General features: G+C 55.6%; 13 protein-coding genes. 1 reads left to right on the top strand and 12 read right to left on the bottom strand.

Features of this window, described 5'->3' with window-relative positions:
- Window positions 1-42: 42 nt before the first annotated feature.
- The 11 genes from dnaI to DFG60_RS01750 all read right to left on the bottom strand — a co-directional run bounded on the left by dnaI (window position 43) and on the right by DFG60_RS01750 (window position 11,869).
- Window positions 43-960: a primosomal protein DnaI gene (gene dnaI, locus DFG60_RS01700; RefSeq protein WP_114569988.1), complete on the bottom strand. Its 918-nt coding sequence runs from the start codon at window positions 958-960 to the stop codon at window positions 43-45.
- Between the two features lie 11 nt (window positions 961-971).
- Window positions 972-2,339 (bottom strand): replication initiation and membrane attachment family protein, encoded by a 1,368-nt coding sequence (locus tag DFG60_RS01705; protein ID WP_114569989.1) that lies wholly within the window; start codon window positions 2,337-2,339, stop codon window positions 972-974.
- A gap of 71 nt (window positions 2,340-2,410) precedes the next feature.
- The gene (nrdR, locus tag DFG60_RS01710; RefSeq protein ID WP_114569990.1) at window positions 2,411-2,893 is read right to left on the bottom strand and encodes a transcriptional regulator NrdR; all 483 of its coding nucleotides are present in this window, start codon (window positions 2,891-2,893) and stop codon (window positions 2,411-2,413) included.
- Window positions 2,894-2,906: 13 nt separating this feature from the next.
- Window positions 2,907-3,275 carry a hypothetical protein gene (locus tag DFG60_RS01715; protein ID WP_114569991.1) on the bottom strand — a complete coding sequence of 123 codons (369 nt, stop codon included), beginning with the start codon at window positions 3,273-3,275 and terminating at the stop codon, window positions 2,907-2,909.
- A 103-nt stretch (window positions 3,276-3,378) separates the two neighbouring features.
- Window positions 3,379-3,765: an adenosylmethionine decarboxylase gene (speD, locus tag DFG60_RS01720; RefSeq protein ID WP_114569992.1), complete on the bottom strand. Its 387-nt coding sequence runs from the start codon at window positions 3,763-3,765 to the stop codon at window positions 3,379-3,381.
- Between the two features lie 257 nt (window positions 3,766-4,022).
- On the bottom strand, window positions 4,023-5,063 hold the full coding sequence (locus tag DFG60_RS01725) for a glyceraldehyde-3-phosphate dehydrogenase (RefSeq protein ID WP_114569993.1): 1,041 nt from the start codon (window positions 5,061-5,063) through the stop codon (window positions 4,023-4,025).
- Between the two features lie 134 nt (window positions 5,064-5,197).
- Window positions 5,198-5,779, bottom strand: a complete 582-nt coding sequence (gene coaE / locus DFG60_RS01730) for a dephospho-CoA kinase (RefSeq protein WP_114569994.1) — start codon at window positions 5,777-5,779, stop codon at window positions 5,198-5,200.
- The gene (mutM, locus tag DFG60_RS01735) at window positions 5,776-6,609 is read right to left on the bottom strand and encodes a DNA-formamidopyrimidine glycosylase (protein ID WP_114569995.1); all 834 of its coding nucleotides are present in this window, start codon (window positions 6,607-6,609) and stop codon (window positions 5,776-5,778) included. Before mutM ends, coaE begins: the two co-directional genes overlap by 4 nt.
- A 21-nt stretch (window positions 6,610-6,630) precedes the next feature.
- A complete protein-coding gene (gene polA / locus DFG60_RS01740; protein WP_114569996.1) occupies window positions 6,631-9,225 on the bottom strand; it encodes a DNA polymerase I in 2,595 nt (864 codons plus the stop codon).
- Between the two features lie 200 nt (window positions 9,226-9,425).
- The gene (gene pnpS / locus DFG60_RS01745) at window positions 9,426-11,165 is read right to left on the bottom strand and encodes a two-component system histidine kinase PnpS (protein ID WP_114569997.1); all 1,740 of its coding nucleotides are present in this window, start codon (window positions 11,163-11,165) and stop codon (window positions 9,426-9,428) included.
- Window positions 11,162-11,869: a response regulator transcription factor gene (locus DFG60_RS01750; RefSeq protein WP_114569998.1), complete on the bottom strand. Its 708-nt coding sequence runs from the start codon at window positions 11,867-11,869 to the stop codon at window positions 11,162-11,164. The genes pnpS and DFG60_RS01750 overlap by 4 nt, the downstream gene beginning before the upstream one ends.
- A 217-nt stretch (window positions 11,870-12,086) precedes the next feature.
- Between DFG60_RS01750 and DFG60_RS01755 the strand changes: the two genes are divergently transcribed.
- On the top strand, window positions 12,087-12,509 hold the full coding sequence (locus DFG60_RS01755; RefSeq protein ID WP_114569999.1) for a divergent PAP2 family protein: 423 nt from the start codon (window positions 12,087-12,089) through the stop codon (window positions 12,507-12,509).
- A gap of 131 nt (window positions 12,510-12,640) precedes the next feature.
- Here DFG60_RS01755 and DFG60_RS01760 read toward each other — a convergent pair whose 3' ends face one another.
- Entirely contained in the window at window positions 12,641-14,206 is a 1,566-nt protein-coding gene (locus DFG60_RS01760; protein ID WP_157964450.1) for an IS1182 family transposase, read from the bottom strand.
- Window positions 14,207-14,489 lie beyond the last annotated feature (283 nt).

The raw sequence follows: 14,489 nt of genomic DNA on the forward strand, positions 1-14,489 counted from the left end.
TTCTAACTATAAATCGTCTGGAAGTTCCTTGGCAAGTATTTCTTAATAGCGACGTCGATTCTCTCCGAGAAACTCGATCGGGTTCGTCGTCGTCCGAATCCGTTCCATTAAGCGCATCGCCTTCAACTTGTCCCCTGCGTCATTCGTGATCCCGAAATGGAGCTCTAGCTCGTCATACGACAAGTTCGAGCTGAACAGCGTCGGCAGGCGATGCATCATTCGATACTGCAGGATGATCCCGAACAATTCGTCCCTCACCCACGGACTGATCGATTCCGCACCGATGTCATCGATCAACAGGACGGGGACGGTCTGGAATCCTTCAAGGAAGGAATCGAAACTATCGGTCCGGATGCGGCGCTTCGCCTCCGAGACGAAACCGGGAGCATGAACGAGGATCGCAGCGACCTTCTCCTTCTTGAGCGCATTGCCGATCGCAGCGAGCAAGTAGGTCTTCCCTACCCCGAAGCTGCCGTGGAGATAGAGACCGCGCACCGGCTGCTTCGTCCGGATCGAGTTCAAAAACTGCGACGCGGCACGGAGAGCTAGTTTCCGGTCCGTCGTCGACAGATCGAAGTCACTGAAATTCGCGTCGCGAACCTCGTCCGGAAGGAACAGACTCTTGAACCGTTTTTCGAGAGCGCGTTCATTCTCGCGTTCGCGCGTCTCTTCCGTCTTTTCATAGGCGACGGTGATCTGCCCCTTCTCGAGATGCAAAACGGGCTGATACCCTTCGATGACGGCCTTTTCCGGGATGATCCGGTTCCCGTCCATCTGCTCAGCGTACTCATTGAGCTTCAGCATGCCCCGCTCGATCATGCGCTGATCGATTTCAGGATGGCTGCGCAGGAAGATGACGACCCCGGGATGACTGAGCACCCGCTGTTCGATTTGGCGGACCGATTCCGCTACGTCCGGCCGGTTCAAAATCTTTTCGATCGATGAATGGATATGTTCCATGATACTCCTCCTCAATTACCTTTCAACTCGCGGAGGATGCGTGCCATCTCTTCATCATCCGGCACCTCGGCCTCGAAATCCGCTTTTTTCGTCGCCTCGTATGCAAGTTGTTTTTCCTTCTCCTCTTGCAGCCACTTCGGAGCCGGTCCGTTTGAACTGTTCTGGTACGACTTGCGTCCGCGTCCTCCGACGGTCTGGCGCGCCCGTTCCTGTTTCTGATCCTGCTTCTTCGCGATCAGTTCGTCTTGCTCCGATGTCTTCGCGAGCGCCTCGGCTGCCGTCTGGTAACCTCGCTGCTTCCAGTCATCGACGATCGACAAGAGGAAGTTCTTGCTGAAGCGGTTGCTCTTCTTCACTTCGAGACAATAATAATAAGCGGCGTTGACGATGCCAGAGGACAGTTCGTAGTCGATGATCAATTGCTGGATCAGCTCTTCGTCCCGCTCCGATATGACTTTTACTTTTCTCAGCTTCGCCACGTAATACTTCGGGTGGGTCGTCTCCATCGTCTCGTGGCTCAGGAGATCACCGACTTCGACCTCGTCCCGCTCGATGACCTTCGCCTTCTTCTGACGGCTCAGTTTCTGCTTCGCCGAGAGCATCATCTGTTTGCAGCGTTCTTGCTTCTCGCTGTCCGTCATCGGCAGGTAGGCCTCGTGCCGGAAACGGGCGTTCAACAGTTCAGCCATCAGCGCCTCGTTCGATTGAGTGACGTAAGCAAGTTTCAGCAACAGGTGATCGAGCGACTTCGTGTAGAAGTTTCGGGGCAGGAAACGATCCGTCTGCCGCTTCATCTCCTCGAGGTCGAACGAATAATCGAACTCGTAAGCCGCTCTCTCCTGCTTCGCATAAGCTTTCGGCTGATGGGCAGACGCAAGACCCGCCTTGACGTCGAACACCTGATCGAAACGGACGGTCCGATCGACGAGATGGCTCGGCAACGGCTCGGTCCGGAAACGGTTTTGAAGTGCCCGGAATCGAATCTCCCCGACCCGGTAGAAGAGAAGGCTCGAGAGCACGCCATCATTCAGGAACGTATTCGGTGCGAGCGGCACCCGAATCTGATAGACGTACCGGTAAGCTTGCGCCTGCTTCGACTCGAACGTCCGGATCAAACCGATTCCTTCGAGCTTGAGCAGTTCCTCTTTGAATTCGTCGATCGAGAAGCCGAGCAGCGTCCCGAGTTCAGCATGCGAAACGTATTGTGATTTCGTCTTCCCGGGAATCATCTCACTCCAAAACGTCTGATAGAGGCCAAGTGCCTTGACACCGATGATCGGTTGATAGAGATAATAAAGCGATTGATAGGCTTCGCGGTCGACGACCCCGTTGCTGATGATCAGACAGAGGTCGGTTCCGGATAATTCTCGTTCTAGCATGATGTCCTTCCTTTCCAGCTCTTGTTGAAAAGAGAGGCCCGCCTTGTCAATCAGGCTGGCCTCTCGACAGGTCAGAGACGGTTTTCTCTTTCATCTTCGTGATGCCGTTCCATGAGGTCCGTCAACTCCTGGAAAAAGACGTTGATGTCTTTGAACTGCTTATATACACTCGCGAAACGGACGTATGCCACTTCATCGACGGAAGCCAGCTCGTTGAGGACGAGACGACCGACCTGGTCACTTGGAATCTCCTGTTGACCCGTTGCACGAAGCGCCTTCTCGACCCGGCTGACGACGGTCTCGAGCTGTTCGACGGAAATCGGTCGTTTCTCACATGCGCGCACGAGTCCGCGCATGATTTTATCACGGCTGAATTCATCCCGCGTGCCGTCCTTCTTGACGATGATCAGCGGCGTCTGTTCGACGGTCTCGAATGTCGTGAAGCGATAGCCGCACGATTCGCATTCCCGGCGGCGCCGGATCGAAGTCGAATCTTGGACAGGCCTCGAATCGAGAACTTTCGTGCCATTATAGTTACAGGCTGGGCAGCGCATCACATACCTCCATTCAATTGACTTCCTGCGTACCGATCATCTTCAGCCGGTACGAAGCATCGAGCTCACTGTAGATCGCCTCTACCCATTGAAGCAGATCCGGACCGAGCAGGCCTTCGCGATGGAGGAACAGGTCGACCGCGGTTCGTCCCGGTGCTACCGTGACGACCGTCGCCAGTCCATCAAGTCCTTCCGCTTCGAAGGACAACTCCCCCCGCTCGGCGTTCTTGCGGCGGACATTCCCGCCTTTTTTGATGACGGCCTTCTCGAGCCCGGTGAAGAGCATCTCGACCGTCGCTGCGTAATAATGCGTGCGAAGCAGTTTGTTCTTGTGTGTATCCGTCGTTTCGATTTGGCGTTGAAGCCGTTCCTTCAGACCCATTCTATTCACCTTTTCCTGTTTTCTTCTACTATTAAGAATAACAGAGCGCGGGAGCAGAAAAAAGCCCTCGCTTTCAGCGAGAGCCCGATGGTGCCTGTATTGTTCAGTTTACGTGCTGGACGACTGCTTCCGGAACGTTGATTGGTCCCATACCGCGCGGAACTTCTACGTTCTCACGGATTTTTGCATCCAAGCCGTCAGCGATGTATTTCGCTGCGATTGCCGGATCGATGCGATCCCCACAAGTAAATACATCAACCGATGCATAACCGTGCTCCGGGAAGCTGTGAATCGTCAAGTGCGATTCAGAGATGATGACGACACCGCTTACGCCGTGTGGCGCGAATTTGTGGAATGCTACTTCGCGTACTTCCGCACCTGCTTGAAGTGCAGCGTCGACGAACAAGCGCTCAACGTATTCCATGTCGTTCAATTTGTCAGTGTTGCAATCCCAAAGTTCTGAAATGATATGTTTTCCCATAGTATCCATAGTCGGATCCCCCCTACATTCAATGGTCTTCAAAGTAATTTGATCACTTACTTTGCGCCTGAGTCTTCGCACCCACGGGGGCAAGTTAGTCCAGAGAGGTCCTAACCCTTTAAGCTGCGATTGCCAGACCGATTGAAGTTCACGAGTTGAATTGTAGCAAGTAATAAATGGATGTACAAGAGAAAAACCCAAAAATTTTTCAGCAAAAAATAAAAATCGCTCGAAACCCTCGGTTTCAAGCGATTCCTAAACTGAAATTAATTGACTTCAAGCTCCCGAGCACCGTTCGCCGCTTCAAGATGAGCACCGACGAGATGGACGAGGTCGACGACGCGGCACGAATAGCCCCATTCATTGTCGTACCACGCGAGAACCTTCACCTGACGGCCTCCCATGACCATCGTCGAAAGTCCGTCGACGACCGTTGAACGCTCTTCACCGTTGAAGTCGATCGAGACGAGCGGCTCCATCGTGATGCCGAGTATACCGTCAAGTTGACCGAGCGAGGCCTCTTCGAATGCCTGATTGACCTCAGCCACCGTCGTCTCACGGCTCACCTCGACGACGAGGTCGACGAGCGAGACGTTCGGAGTCGGGACTCGAAGCGCAAGGCCATTCAATTTCCCTTCGAGATGCGGAAGGACGAGCGAGATCGCCTTCGCAGCACCAGTCGACGTCGGAATGATCGATGATCCGCAGGCACGCGCGCGACGCAGGTCCTTGTGCGGGTTGTCGATGTTGTTCTGGTCGTTCGTAAAGGCATGCACCGTCGTGACGAGCCCGGACTCGATACCGAACGCCCGGTCGAGCACCTGAACGACCGGCGCGAGACAGTTCGTCGTACACGAAGCGTTCGAGACGACATCGTCCGTCGCATGGTCGTAGACCCCATCGTTGACCCCCATCACGATCGTCCGGAGATCCCCTTTCGCCGGTGCCGTGATCACGACTTTCTTCGCGCCTGCCTTCAAATGCTTTCCTGCCCCTTCAAGCGAGTTGAACTTCCCAGTCGCCTCGACGACGATGTCGACGCCGAGTTCTCCCCATGGCAACAGTTCCGGATTCCGATCGCTGACGATCTTGACGAACTTGCCGTCCACGAGCAATCCGTCCTCTGCGATCTCGACATCGTACGGGAACTTCCCGTGGACCGTGTCATACTTGATCAGATGTGCAAGCGTAGAAGCCGGATAGCTCGCATTGATTGCGACGACTTCACTTTTCCCCTCGGCGACCAGCTTGCGGAATACCATCCGCCCGATACGCCCAAAACCATTGACTGCCACCTTGACTCCCATATTTCGGATCCCCCTTCAATGTGACGGATAATGCTCCGTTTACGTATAGAACTATATCATGAAATGTAAGCGATTTCATTATCAAATGTGAAAAAAATGAGGCAAACTGGGAATGTTTGCCTCACACGATGAAGTCATGAAATTTCTTTCAACCATCTATCGATTTCTTCATATAGTTTTTCAAGAGAACTGCTATTGTCGAGGACAACGTCAGCTTTCTGCCGTTTCTCCTCGATTGCCATCTGTGACTTGAGCCGCGCAAGCGCCTCATCTCTTGTCAATCCATTCCGTTTCATCAGCCGTTCGAGCTGTGTCTCCTCAGGACAATAGACGACGACGACCTGATCGACGAGCTCTCGCCAGTTCCCCTCGAGCAACAGCGGAATATCGAGGACGACTAGTTGCGCGCCATTCGCTTCTGCCGCCTCGGCGTCCGAGAGTATCTCGCCCCGGATGCACGGATGGGTGATGTTGTTGAGAAGTTCCCGTTTATCCTTATCGTGAAAAATCAATTGGCCGAGTTTCGCCCGGTCGAGCTCTTCTCCATGAAAGGCTTCCGGGAAAGCGCTCTTCAAATCGGCATGGGCCGGTTTCCCCGGCTCGACGACGCGTCTTGCGACCACATCCGCGTCGACGACGGGAATCCCCTTCTCCTGCAAATAGCGGGAAACCGTGCTCTTCCCGGTCGCGATGCCGCCCGTCAGCCCGACTCTCATGATATCCGCTCCTTTTGACAGCTCGGGCAATAGTGCGTCCCGCGTCCGCCGAGCTTCGTCTTCTCGATCGGGGTGCCGCAATTCGGACAGCTGACTCCCTTTTGTCCATAGACGGCGAGCTGGAGCTGAAACTCCCCTTTTCCGCCAGGCGATACGTAGCTCCGAATCGTGCTTCCCCCCGCTTCGACCGCCTTCTTCAAGACGGCTACGCCGTGCGCATGGATCCGCTCGATTTCAGTGGTTGTCAGCAGACCTGATTTCGTGAAGGGATGGATCCCTGCATGAAAGAGCGTCTCATCGACGTAGATGTTGCCGAGCCCAAGGAAGACTGACTGGTCGAGCAATGCCGTCTTGACCGGACTCTTCTTCTTCCTTGCGAGGTTCGCAGCAAGTACATCCGGCGTGAAAGCAGGATCAAATGGTTCCCGCTCGAGTTGCGCAAGCGGCGGGACGTCCATCGCAGTCGCCTTGTCGCGCAGCTCCATCGTCCCGAACTTCCGGACATCGTTGTAATGCAGCTCGGAACCGTCCGTGAAACGGAAGATGACGTGCGTGTGCTTATCCGGTTCAACCCGTTGCGGATAAGGGAAGTACTTCCCTTCCATCCGGAGATGGCTGACGAGGTAGAAACTACGGAAGGCGAACAGCAGGAACTTCCCACGCCGCTCGACCGATTCGATCGTCTCCTGCATGAGCGCGTCGACGAACTGCGACGGCTCCATTCCTCTGATCATCTTCGGATGACGAATCGTGACATGGCTGATCGTCTTTCCTGAGACCGAGCGCGCGAGGTTGCGCCGGACGGTCTCCACTTCTGGTAATTCTGGCAAAACGATTTCCTCCTGTCCTTGTTATTTCGTTTCGAACCACGATTTTCCCGCGTCACCGTCGACGCGCAGCGGTACAGAGAGTTCGACCGTCTCTTCCATCGCCTTCTTGACGAGACTCTTCAGCTGGTCGAGCTCTTCATCCGGTCCCTCGAATATCAGTTCATCGTGCACCTGCAACAACAATCGGGATTTCAGGCCGGCCTCTTGTAGTGCGGCATGGACGTCGAGCATCGCCTTCTTGATGATGTCTGCGGCAGAACCTTGAATCGGCGTATTGATTGCCGTCCGCTCGGCGAAGCCGCGCAGATTGAAGTTCTTCGAATTGATGTCAGGGATGTTCCGTCTGCGGTTCATAAGCGTCTCGACGAATCCGTTCGCCCGCGCCTTCTCGATCGCCGCGTCCATGAACTCCTTGATTTGGGGGAACAGCTCGAAATAGCGATCGATGAACGACTGCGCCTCTTTCCGCGAGATGTTCAGGTTTTGCGACAGGCCGTAATCGCTGATTCCGTAGATGATGCCGAAGTTGACGGCTTTCGCCTGTCTGCGCATCGCACTCGTCACTTCCTCGGGTGAGACGCCGAAGACATTGCTCGCTGTCCGCGTATGGATGTCGGCCCCGTGCCGGAACGCGTCGACGAGCGTCTCATCCTTCGACATGTCGGCCATGACCCGGAGTTCGATCTGCGAGTAGTCGGCTGCGTACAGCGACCAGCCAGGCTCACTCGGGACGAACGCCTTACGGATCTTCCGCCCTTCCTCGAGACGGATCGGGATGTTCTGCAGGTTCGGATTGACCGAGCTGAGCCGGCCCGTCTGCGCGATCGTCTGGGCGAAGCGCGTATGGATCTTCCCGTCTTCCTTGATCACCTTCTGCAGCCCTTCGACATATGTCGACTGGAGCTTCCCAAGTTCACGGTACAGCATGATCTTCTCGATGATCGGATGGAGCGGAGACAGCTTCTCGAGGACGTCGGCCGCCGTCGAGTAACCTGTCTTCGTCTTCTTCATGACCGGAAGTTCAAGCCGCTCGAACAGGATGACGCCGAGCTGCTTCGGAGAGTTGATGTTGAACGCCTCACCGGCGAGCTCATGGATCTCCGATTCCAGATTCGTCAGGCGGACCTTCAAATCTTCCTGCATCTCCTGTAGCGTCGACACGTCGACTTTGATCCCGAGCCACTCCATGTCAGCGAGTACGCCGGACAGCGGCCGCTCGAGCGTCTCGTACAGTTCGAGCTGCTGGTTCGCCTTCAGCTCTTCGACCACCTTCGGGAAGAGCCGTTCGACCATCCGCGCCTTCTCCGCGAGATAGGCATGCATGAGGTCGTCTGAAGGAACGGCGCGTTTCGCCCCTTTACCGAACACCGACTCCTCGTTCGGCGCCATGAGCGCGTAATGTCCTGCAATCGAATCGAGCGTCGTCCCGCCGCTCAGGTTCAACAGATAGCCGGCCAGCAGCAGATCTTCGTAGGACTTGAGCAACATTCCATGCTTCCGCAGGGCGAAGGCCGCTTGTTTCGCATCGAGACAGATCTTCTTCGCGTCCGATTCGATCCATGCCTTGAACGCGGGATCTTTGATGAGCTCGGGACTTGCGACGTAAATCGTGTCCTCGACCGCCATCGCGATTCCGACGATGTCTTCCTCCATGTAGTCCTCGCGCAGCTGCTCGACGATCAGGACGGCATCCTTGATGTCCGGCATGCTCGTCACGGTCTTGACGTTCAGCTCCTCCTTGTCCTCTTCCTTGACGACAGGAGCGAACTTGTTCGTCAGCGACTTGAAGCCGAGTGACTGAAAGAGCGAATAAGGAACTTGTGTATCGACGTCCGCGATTTCGAGGTCGTCGATCGTCGCTTCAATCGGGACATCACATTTGATCGTCGCGAGTTCTTTCGAGAGACGGGCGAGGTGTTCGTTCTCGACGATCTTCTCCTTTTGTTTGCCTTTGAGCTCGTCGACATGATCATACACACCTTCGACGGAGCCGTAGCTCGCGATCAGCTTGACAGCCGTCTTCTCACCGATCCCCGGCACGCCCGGGATGTTATCGGACTTATCCCCCATCAATCCCTTCAGGTCGATCATCTGAATCGGCTTCAGTCCGCCGTAGATTTCAGCGAACAGTTCTTCGGTCATGCACTGGACGTCCGTGATCCCGCGCTTCGTGATCAACACGTCGATATGAGGGGTGACGAGCTGAAGTAAATCCTTATCACCGGTGACGACACGAACTTTGTCGGCAGGCATCGTCTGGGCGAGCGTCCCGATCAAATCATCCGCCTCGTATCGGTCGAGCTCCATCATCTGGATGCCGAGCGCCTCGCAAATATCACGGACGATCGGGAACTGTTCCCGCAACTCGGACGGTGTCTTCTCGCGGCTCCCCTTATATTCCTGGTAGACATCGTGGCGGAACGTCTCCTTCGAGGCATCGAACGCGACGAGCATATGCGTCGGCTTCTCCTCTTCGAGCAATTTCAAGAGCATCATCGTGAAGCCGTAAGCAGCGTTCGTGTTTCTACCCTGTGCGTCCGTCATCGGAGGTAAGGCGAAGAACGCCCGATATGTCAGTGAGTTCCCATCAATCAGCAGCAATTTTTTCTCCATCATCGGCTCCCCTTTATCATTTTTTCTGTTCTCATTGTACCACTTGGCACACATTCGTTCGCCTGAAACGACAAAAAAAGCGGCTGGCTTTAGGGAGGCCGGCCGCTTTCGGTGCGCGCTCAGGAGCTGACTGGGCGCGCACGAATGATGAAGAAGGTACTTTTATCTTATCGTTCTCCTGTAAAGCGGGTGTGAACGAAGTGTTAAGACAGGTGGGTCTTCGGCAAAGAAATCGTAAAGGTCGTCCCTTCCCCTTCAGTCGAATCGACCTTGATCGTCCCTTTGTGGAGGTCGATGATATGCTTGACGATCGCAAGTCCGAGACCCGTCCCGCCTGAATTCCGGCTGCGCGCCTTATCGACGCGATAGAATCGCTCGAAAATCCGGTTCTTCTCCTTCGGATGGATTCCGATACCATCGTCCCGGATTCGCAGCACGACTTCCTCCTCGCCGTCTTCGAGACCGACCCAGACGTTCCCGCCCTTCGGCGTGTAGTTCAATGCGTTCGCGACGAGGTTCAGGACGACTTGTTTCAATCGGTTGAGGTCGGCACTGATGAACACCTCGTCCTCGGCCTCGATGTGGATCGTCATCTCCTTTTCGTGCGCCTTCCGTTCGAGCAATGCGGTCGTATCACGGATGAGCGCGGACAAATCGAATATCGACGTCTCGAGCTTATAGTTGTCCTGCTCGAGACGGGACAGTTCGAGCAGATCCTCGACGAGCGTCTGCATGCGGTCCGCCTCATCGTGGATGATGCCGAGGAACTGTTCACGTAGTTCAGGTACTTCCTGGGCGCCGTCGAGCAGCGTCTCGGCGAACCCTTTGATCGAGGTGAGCGGCGTCTTCAACTCGTGGCTGACGTTCGCGACGAAGTCCTTGCGCATCTGCTCGAGCTTCTTGATCTCAGTGATGTCATGGAAGACGACCGTCGTCCCCTGCACACGGTCATTCTTTCCGATGATCGGTGCAGCGCTGACCATATAGGTCCTGCTGTTCAGGCCGAAACGGACGCTCGACTGCCTGCGATGAGCCTTCTCGGTGAGATAGACTTCCTCGATCACTTGGCTCATCTTCTCATTCGGCAACACCCGGTAGTAAAGCTGACCGGTCGCCTTTCCTTTGATCTGGAACATGTCACGATATGTCCGGTTGATCAGCTGGACGTACCCGCGCTCATCGATCAGCATCAGCCCGGCCCCCATATATTCGATCAGCGACTCGAGGCGGGCCCGCTGCATCGCCTCTCCGCTCGACGCGTTCTCGAGATTTCGGGCAAGCGTGTTGATCGACTTTCCGAGGTCACGCGACTCATCCGAACTCGACATCTCATACACTCGCGACTTGTAGTTGCCGTGGGCGAGCTGATAGAGCACCTCTGTCGCCTCTGCGATCGGACGGATGAAGCGCTTCGTCGATTGGAACAGCAGGATGAATATGATCAGGAATGAGATGAGCAACGAGAGTGTGATGACCGTCCATATCCGGGAATAGATCATGTTCAAATCCTTCGTGTAGCGGATGAAGCTGATGTACAGCTCCGCCTCGTCCGCCGCAGCGACCGGTTTCGTATACTGGACGATGATATCGCTTTCCTCTTCATGGAACTGACCGTCTTTTGGAATCGCCGAGAAGTTGATCGTGCGGACGTTGAATTTCGTGACGTCGATCGGTGTTCCTGCGAGTATCTCCCCCCTGCTGTTGAACAGGATCAGATCGAACCTCGACTCTGCATAGAGGCTGTTGACGTATTCCATCATCTGCTCAGGCGACTTCCCCCTCAGCATCGACTCGACGAGCGCCGTCTCATCGACGAGCTTCTCCTTCTCCGTCTCGATATAGAAGTCCTTGAACAGCTGTCCGAGCAGGAAACCGAGACCGAGCAGGATGACGCTGATGAACAGCAGGATCGGGATGATGAATCTTTTCCGGTAATTGCTCATTCCGGCTTCGGCTCCTCCATCTTATATCCGAGTCCGCGGATCGTCTTGATGTAGATCGGCTTCTTCGTGTTCGGTTCGATCTTCTCACGAACGTGGCTGATATGGACATCGACGATTCGTGTATCGCCGACGAAATCATAGTTCCAGATCGCTGACAACAGTTGATCGCGCGTCAGGACGCGTCCCTTGTTCTTCGCAAGGTAGACGAGGAGCTCGAATTCCTTCGGTGTCAGTTCGAGACGCTCCTCTCCCTTGAATGCTTCATAGTTGTCCGGAATGATCCGGACGTCTCCGATCTGGATCGATCCTTCTTCCACTTCCTCGGCAGGTGCCTGTTGCCCGACGCGTCGAAGAATCGCCTTGACGCGCGCGACGACCTCTCGGGGACTGAAGGGCTTCGTCAAATAGTCGTCCGCTCCGAGTTCGAGACCGAGCACCTTGTCGAACTCATCGTCCTTCGCCGTCAGCATCAGGATCGGAGTGTTGATTTTTTGCTGTCTGAGCCGCTTGCATACCTCGAGACCGTCGAGTTCCGGCAGCATCAAGTCGAGGACGATCAGTGCCGCGTCCTCTTTTTCCGCGAGCTTCAACCCGCTCATCCCGTCATGTGCCGTCTCGACCGTGAATCCAGCCTGCTCCAAATTGAACTTCAGCAGTGTCGCGATTGAAATCTCGTCGTCTACGACGATTATTTTATCTTTCAACGTCTTTTTCCTCCTCGAAGCTTCAATGATGAGGATTGTAGTGGAATCCTCTTGTTCTGTCTTCATCTTACCGACAATCGGGGTCGAATCACAAATCTTTCCGGACTTTCTTTACACAATCTTAAATGAAGAGCACATTCAGCCGTTGAAATCGTTGTGTAGACGAATGAAAAACCGGGAAAAGAGAAACAGAAGTCATCGTCAGGAGGAATCATTCATGGAATGGAACAACCCGTTATTCGCAGCCATCACGGCTTGGTTCATCGCTCAGGTCACGAAGCTGATCACGGGCGTCATCAAGGAGAAACGATTCGATTTAGAGATCATGTTCGCTTCAGGCGGAATGCCGAGCTCCCACAGTTCGACGGTCGTAGCACTTGCGACCGTCATCGGCATCGAGGAAGGCTGGGGCTCGTCCCTCTTCGCGCTCTCCGTCATCTTCGCTGTCATCATCATGTATGATGCGACAGGCGTCAGGCAGGCAGTCGGTCTTCAGGCGCAGTTGCTCAATGACTACTTCAAAGGGATACGCCATGAGACGCCTCTCTTGAACGAACTCGTCGGGCACACCGAGTTTCAGGTGTTCGTCGGTCTCCTGCTCGGTCTCGCAGTCGGCTTCCTTTGGCCCGTCATCTTCTGACCAATCAAAAAGAGGGTGACTCAAAAGTAGAACGATCACCTCTCTCTAATGAATGAAAGACAGCGCGTTTTCGAGGATTTTTCTCGAAAACGCGCTGTCTTTTTCCTTGCCTTGCCTCTTTTTCAATCGATTTACCTCATCGCTACGGTTGTATTAACTAGTTTCCGGAGGTTATGTGCGGTGGCTGCCAGTCCGAACTCCAGAGAGGCCCCTTCGAGGCCAAGGAGCCGAAATCGCCGGAAGCCCCAATTGGACTTGATCGAGCCGAACACGGGCTCGACCTCGATCTTGCGTCTTGCTGCGATGGCCCTCCCGGTCCCGGATTCCAACTTCTCCTTCATGGCGCGTTTGAGCCGAAGCCATCTCGAGGAACGGCGCACCGTCTTCCGGGGCTTCTCGAAGGAACGCTCGGAACGGCGATGGCGGATGCAGTCATCGAGGAACGGGCAGCCGACACACTCGTCGCACACGTACACCGCTTGCTCGATGACAAACCCGGAACCGGTCTGTTGGCGACGGGTTCCGGAGCGTCGGAGTAGTTTGCCGGCAGGGCAGGTCAGCGTGTCGGTCGTTTCGTCGTGTGGCCATTTCTCCGTCACGAACGCGTCCTTCGCGTAGCTCCGTTTCTGTTCCTTGGCATAGTTGTTGTACTTGACGAGGGCATCATATCTTAGCTCATTCAGCGCGAGAAAGTTCTCCTCGGACCCGTATCCGGCGTCCGCGATGATCCGTTTCGGCCGTCGGCCGAGCGGTGCGAAGAAACGTTCCATCCCCTCGAGGTGTGGGACGAGGCAACGGGCGTCCGTCGGACGCTGATGGACGCTGTAGAAGAGGACGACCTGGTTCTCGGTCGCCATCTGGACGTTGTACGCGGGCTTGAGCTGGCCGTTCCTCATATGATCATCCTTCATCCGCATGAACGTGGCGTCGGGGTCCGTCTTGCTGTAGCTGTTCCGGTCGTCTCCACAGGTCGCGAGCTGCGTGGCGTAGCGCGCTTGCCGCTCGATCCACCCGTCGACCTGCTTGGCGGCCTTCTTCAGTTCCCGGTCCTTCGGCGCCTCGGCGAGGCGCTCGCCGATCAGTGCGCGTCCGAGCCCGAGTTTCTCCTCGAGCGTCTCCGGCATCTCCACGCTCTCGTTGCCTTCCTCGAGGATCTGGCGCATCAAGCCGTCGAACTTCTCCTCCATCTTGCGCTGGTGAGATTGGACGCCTCGTTTCCAGGTGAACGTGTAGCGGTTCGCGCGGGACTCGATCTTCGTCCCGTCGACGAAGTAGTCCTCGAACTTCACCTCGCCACGATCGATCAGGAGGCCGAGGACGGCGCGGAACACCTCCCCGAGCAGCGCGGCCATCGGTCCCGTCCGGAACCGGTTGATCGTGTTCGCGTCCGGGCTCTCGAGCGCGGCGAGCCACATCATCGGGAGGTGCTCGTGGAGAAGGCGCTCCATCCGTCGCCCGGAATAGACGCCGACGGCGTAGCTGTAGACGACGACCTTCGTCATCATTTTCGGGTGATAGCGCGGTCGGCCCATCGTCTTGCAGTGGGCGAGGAAAAGGTCCGCGTCCATCCCCTCGATGACGGCGTCGACGAGCCGGGCCATATGCTCTTTTGGTACATACTCGTCGAGCGTGATTGCGCTCTGACGGCGGTTCGTATTATAGTGACGGTAGAGGGCGGCTCCGGTCTGCTCTCGCATGGTCCTCATTCCTTTCATGGTTGTTTCGCAGCTCCATTGTACAAGGGATGAGGGCTTTTTTCATGCGCGCCAAAGGTGCGCGGCAGAGTGTCTCGGAAGAGATGGCAGAGCATAGAAAAATCCGACCGTCCCGAGAAATAAATCGGGACGGTCGGATTTTTTTGTTCAGACAGGGCAGGCATAGTCGCCGCTCGACTCCGACGGGAAGATGAAGCGCGATCAGCGCTTCAGTCAGGGACAGGCGAGACCCGGCACGGCCGCAGGGAGTGCGGTCCGGCCGCGG

Origin of the sequence: Exiguobacterium flavidum (assembly GCF_003344535.1) — a bacterium.
Classification (GTDB): Bacteria; Bacillota; Bacilli; order Exiguobacteriales; family Exiguobacteriaceae; genus Exiguobacterium_A; species Exiguobacterium_A flavidum.

Excerpts from the sequence above, each read along its gene's own strand:
- DFG60_RS01725 (WP_114569993.1), bottom strand. The coding sequence starts at position 5,063 with ATGGGAGTCAAGGTGGCAGTCAATGGTTTTGGGCGTATCGGGCGGATG.
- speD (WP_114569992.1), bottom strand. The coding sequence starts at position 3,765 with ATGGATACTATGGGAAAACATATCATTTCAGAACTTTGGGATTGCAAC.
- dnaI (WP_114569988.1), bottom strand. The coding sequence starts at position 960 with ATGGAACATATCCATTCATCGATCGAAAAGATTTTGAACCGGCCGGAC.
- nrdR (WP_114569990.1), bottom strand. The coding sequence starts at position 2,893 with ATGCGCTGCCCAGCCTGTAACTATAATGGCACGAAAGTTCTCGATTCG.
- pnpS (WP_114569997.1), bottom strand. The coding sequence starts at position 11,165 with ATGAGCAATTACCGGAAAAGATTCATCATCCCGATCCTGCTGTTCATC.
- coaE (WP_114569994.1), bottom strand. The coding sequence starts at position 5,779 with ATGAGAGTCGGGCTGACGGGCGGCATCGCGACCGGGAAGAGCACGGTT.
- DFG60_RS01715 (WP_114569991.1), bottom strand. The coding sequence starts at position 3,275 with ATGGGTCTGAAGGAACGGCTTCAACGCCAAATCGAAACGACGGATACA.
- DFG60_RS01760 (WP_157964450.1), bottom strand. The coding sequence starts at position 14,206 with ATGCGAGAGCAGACCGGAGCCGCCCTCTACCGTCACTATAATACGAAC.
- DFG60_RS01755 (WP_114569999.1), top strand. The coding sequence starts at position 12,087 with ATGGAATGGAACAACCCGTTATTCGCAGCCATCACGGCTTGGTTCATC.
- polA (WP_114569996.1), bottom strand. The coding sequence starts at position 9,225 with ATGATGGAGAAAAAATTGCTGCTGATTGATGGGAACTCACTGACATAT.
- DFG60_RS01705 (WP_114569989.1), bottom strand. The coding sequence starts at position 2,339 with ATGCTAGAACGAGAATTATCCGGAACCGACCTCTGTCTGATCATCAGC.